Origin of the sequence: Polaromonas sp. (genome assembly GCF_031411155.1) — a bacterium.
GTDB lineage: Bacteria > Pseudomonadota > Gammaproteobacteria > Burkholderiales > Burkholderiaceae_C > Polaromonas.
Window position 1 is genome coordinate 1 of sequence record NZ_JANOAL010000115.1, and the last position, 4,317, is coordinate 4,317.

General features: G+C 57.8%; 6 protein-coding genes. All 6 read right to left on the bottom strand.

Translation table 11 applies throughout. The features are described 5' to 3' along the window. Positions 1-358 precede the first annotated feature (358 nt). A complete protein-coding gene (locus RMO23_RS07910; protein WP_309680205.1) occupies positions 359-622 on the bottom strand; it encodes a hypothetical protein in 264 nt (87 codons plus the stop codon). Further along, positions 594-869, bottom strand: coding sequence for a BrnT family toxin (locus RMO23_RS07915; protein ID WP_309680207.1), 276 nt, complete (start codon positions 867-869; stop codon positions 594-596). Before RMO23_RS07915 ends, RMO23_RS07910 begins: the two co-directional genes overlap by 29 nt. Before the next feature lie 18 nt (positions 870-887). Further along, on the bottom strand, positions 888-1,169 hold the full coding sequence (locus RMO23_RS07920; RefSeq protein WP_309680209.1) for a hypothetical protein: 282 nt from the start codon (positions 1,167-1,169) through the stop codon (positions 888-890). Positions 1,170-1,218: 49 nt separating this feature from the next. Then, positions 1,219-1,893 carry a hypothetical protein gene (locus RMO23_RS07925; RefSeq protein ID WP_309680211.1) on the bottom strand — a complete coding sequence of 225 codons (675 nt, stop codon included), beginning with the start codon at positions 1,891-1,893 and terminating at the stop codon, positions 1,219-1,221. Positions 1,894-2,080: 187 nt separating this feature from the next. Then, positions 2,081-2,449 carry a hypothetical protein gene (locus RMO23_RS07930; protein ID WP_309680214.1) on the bottom strand — a complete coding sequence of 123 codons (369 nt, stop codon included), beginning with the start codon at positions 2,447-2,449 and terminating at the stop codon, positions 2,081-2,083. A gap of 603 nt (positions 2,450-3,052) precedes the next feature. Beyond that, the coding region (gene argG / locus RMO23_RS07935) for an argininosuccinate synthase (RefSeq protein WP_309680216.1) at positions 3,053-4,317 on the bottom strand (1,265 nt) is incomplete at its 5' end.

Here is a 4,317-nt window from a genome sequence, read left to right on the forward strand (position 1 = left end):
GCTGGCTCGCCTGCCCACCCAGCGTGCCAGCCAGGTCGGTGAGCTGCTGCCACACCGCTGGCAGCCGACCTTCTGCTTGCGCTGACCTCAGGGCTGTCGCGCCGCCCAACGCGTCAAGGGTGTGTTTGCTGGCCGCTTACCATTTTAATGCATGAAAACCGGTCTTGACGACTGTAACCCGTAAGGACGTACGGCGTCTTTCCTTAGACCCACTTGAACGCGACTTCAGGCTGGACGACGGCTCCACAAAACGCCCGGACACACACGCTGGCGATCAGGGTCTGGTAAGGCATGCCTTCTTCAAGCGCCCGAGCCTGGATGTCCATCAAGTCGGCCCTACCCCTATTCAACGTCGAAGCTAGGCTGCGGCGCGTTTGCGCGGCGTCCGGCTTGAGCGAGCAGTTAAGCCCTGCGTCTCTTGCGCAAAGGCCAGCATGCTTGCCAGGGCCTTATTGACTGCCTCGGAAGTAGGGAATGCTTTCTGAATTTCAGGTTGCAAGACAACAACATTACTACCCTGCATGAAGTGCTTCAGGTATTTACCCCTTACACCCTTGCCGAGTTGATCTCGCTTCAATTCGGGGATGTCTTGATCAGCCGTTTTTGTAGATGTTTTTTTCATATCGAGTTGCCTTTCGTGCGCTGATGATTCGAATGCCGTTGCGGCGCTCCGTATGGATCACTACCAGAAGCCGCGCTTTGTTTGAGATTCCGTAGGTCCTGCTTCGATCCTCGACCTCGGTGTGATCTGTGTCTGCAAAGGTCAGTGCCAGTGCATCCCCAAAAACGCTGACCGCTTCGTCGAACGATACACCGTGTTTCAGCAAATTGCTCGCTGCCTTTTGATCATCCCATTCGAACTTGAACATACTCAATATTTGGAAGGTTTAACGGCTGGACGACGGCTCCACAAAACGCCCGGACACATACTTGTGTAACACGCTGGCGATCAGGGTCTGGTAAGGCATGCCTTCTTCAAGCGCCCGAGCCTGAATGTCCATCAAGTCCGGCGTTGAAATGCGGATGTTGACCCGCTTTTCCTTCAAAAAAGTAGCGCTTGCGGCGGCCTTGAATTTGGCCAACTGAGCCTTGGAAGGCGAGGTGGACCTGAACTCGCCCTTTTCGTAGGCGGCCAGAATCTCTTGCTCGAATGCGTCAGGTTTTTTCATCTGGATGGCTCCTGAGTAAATAGTCTCCCGGGTTATGCACCCGTGTTCCTCAGGGAGAAGTGCTATCGGAGCGCCCCGTCGTTGCCAACGGTGATGGCTCACCCGGGAACACGACTTGGACTTGATACATCACCGCCTGCTGTGAGTGTTGTTCCTTCATGAGCCAGGTTCGTACGAAATCGCCAACGGACTTGCGTGCGGATTCGAGCGCCAGCCCCTTGTAGCCGTATGCACGCTCTTCGAGTTTTGGGGAAAGACGGCGTTCAAGCTCATCTAGGTTTTCGTGCTTGTCAAAACGCGCCCAGCCACTGTTCGTCTGCTTTTCCATCGTCGCCGTATCGAAAGCGACCGGCAGCGTTGGCTTTATCTCTGCTGTTTCTACGATCGCTGTCGTCCCCTGCACTTTAATGGGCCACTCTTTGGCCATCTCGATGTGGTATCGATACACGACCTTGGCCTTGACGTTCGAGACGGTCTTGCCTAGGTCCACGCCGAGAAAGCTCTTTGGTGGGGCATCCGGTTTGAAGGCCTCAGTAGCGGTCACGGTCGCCACTTCGAGCCGACCGCCGGACGTGTGCATGACGATAGGAACGTCGGCGGTTGCAACTGTGAGGCGGCCGGTAGGCTTCTCCTTTGGCCACACCAGCCAAGCAAGAATAATCACCGCGGCCGCGCCAGCGAAGAGAGTGATACGTTGACGATCGTTCATGCGTCGAATATCCATGGGAGTGGTTTCGGGTGCCTAACGTGCTGGCTCAGGGCCGCTACGCCGGCTGCCCGGCGTAGCGTCCCGCTGGAGAGCAGGGTTAGCGGGCAATCGGGCCAAGGCCGAAAATCGCCTGAAGGTCGCTCAGAAAAAGCCATTGAAAATCAATCACTTAGCGGGAGCGACTTAAGAGGCGTCAGTGGTGCTACTTCTGCCACTCGGCAACCGCTAGCGCTGAGCACGACGTAATTCCCGACAGGCCATTCCTGCCCATTGAGATTCGGATCCTCTGCTCGTTAAGCGGTTGAATCCTTCGGCCTTGCTTCTGAGCTTGCTCGTATGCAATTGCGGTAAGCGCGCTCTTGCATGCGATGGCGACGGCGCCGCTTTCGGGGATGAACTGATATCGAGAGTAGTTGATAGCAATCGTGAATCCATCGGACTGCGGCGCCACCGCGTATTCAGTGTCTTTGTCATACGGTGTCATCGACGCATCAGTTTGCTTCGTTGCGGTGGCACAGCCGGCGAGTACGGAAGCGAAGAGGAGTGCAGCGAAGAGTTTGTGTAGTGTCATGTCGGTCTCGGGAGCCATTTCGTGCTGTGGGTTGTGGGTGCCTGGGCGGCAGTGCTTACGTGTTTGGGCCTACTCTGCGTCGCTACGCTTCTTTCGCCATTGGCCGTCGCCGTTGCGGCTTCGAACTTGGTCCTTCGTCGGACCGGTCTTTACCAGCGGACCGCCGTTCTTGGAAGGCGAGCGGCTCCCGCCGGAATATGTCTTGGGCGAACTCTTGCCCTTTGAGAAGAAATCGAATAGGCCCATGAATACTCCGTCGTTTTGTAGGTTGGAACGCAATTAGACACGGCTTGATTGGACCCAGCAATGCGGCATCTGAAATCAACCCCGCGAGGTTTTCTGACGTAATGTAGACCGCAAACCCTGCGGCATAACATGACTGTCAAAAACGTAGTCAAGTCCTTGTCAGAAAAGGATTCTTCATGCATCAAGACATTCTTCCAGCTCAATAAAACACCCGAGAAACACCGCAGCAACTGCGGCGACCTGACCGCCAGGCCGCCCCACAGAACAGTGGGAGAAATGAAACCAGGCTGCATGAAGGTTCACTATAAATTCAGTAGCGCGTAGTGCCCGTTCTATAAGGCTACATACCAAAAACCATCATTCGCTCTTGTCGCCCGCCAACTTCAGCAAATCCCCACCCGTTCCCAATGACAGCACGCCGGTCTTGGCGTAAATTCCCAGCTTGGCGCGGGTGTCGATGATGTCGAGGTTGCGCATCGTCAGTTGGCCGATGCGGTCCAGCGGCGTGAACGCGCCTTCGACTTTTTCCATGCTCAGCCGCTCGGGCTGGTAGGTCAGGTTGGCCGACTCGGTGTTCAAAATCGAGTAGTCGTTGCCACGGCGCAGCTCGATGGTCACTTCGCCGGTGATGGCGCTGGCGACCCAGCGCTGGGCGGTTTCGCGCAGCATGATGGCCTGCGAGTCAAACCAGCGGCCCTGGTAGAGCAGCCGGCCCAGGCGGCGGCCGCTGTCGCGGTACTGCTCGATGGTGTCCTCGTTGTGGATGCCGGTCACCAGCCGCTCGTAGGCGATGAACAGCAGCGCCAGGCCGGGCGCCTCGTAGATGCCGCGGCTCTTGGCCTCGATGATGCGGTTTTCGATCTGGTCGCTCATGCCCAGGCCGTGGCGGCCGCCGATGCGGTTGGCTTCCAGGATCAGCTCGACCAGGTCGGTGTACTCGACGCCGTTGAGGGCGACCGGCCGGCCTTCTTCAAAGCGCACCGTGACTTCCTCGCGCTTGACTTCGACTTCGTCCTTCCAGAAGGCCACGCCCATGATGGGGTTGACGATTTTCATGCCGCTGCTGAGGTGCTCCAGGTCTTTGGCCTCGTGCGTGGCGCCCAGCATGTTGGAATCGGTGGAATAGGCTTTTTCGGCCGACATCTTGTAGCCAAAGCCGGCCTGGGTCATGAAGGCCGACATTTCGGCGCGGCCGCCCAGTTCGTCAATGAACAGTTGGTCCAGCCAGGGCTTGTAGATTTGGAGGTTGGGGTTGGTCAGCAGGCCGTAGCGGTAAAAGCGCTCGATGTCGTTGCCCTTGTAGGTGCTGCCGTCGCCCCAGATGTTCACGTCGTCCTGCTTCATGGCCGACACCAGCATGGTGCCGGTCACGGCGCGGCCCAGGGGCGTGGTGTTGAAGTAGGTGTTGCCGGCGGTGGTGATGTGGAAAGCACCGGCCTGCAGCGCGGCAATGCCTTCAGCCGCCAACTGCGGGCGGCAGTCGATCAAACGGGCCTTGATGGCGCCGTATTCCATGGCCTTGCGCGGGATCTCGTCGTAGTCGGACTCGTCGGGCTGGCCCAGGTTGGCGGTGTAGGCGTAGGGCAGGGCGCCCTTTTGTTTCATCCACAACAGCGCGGCGC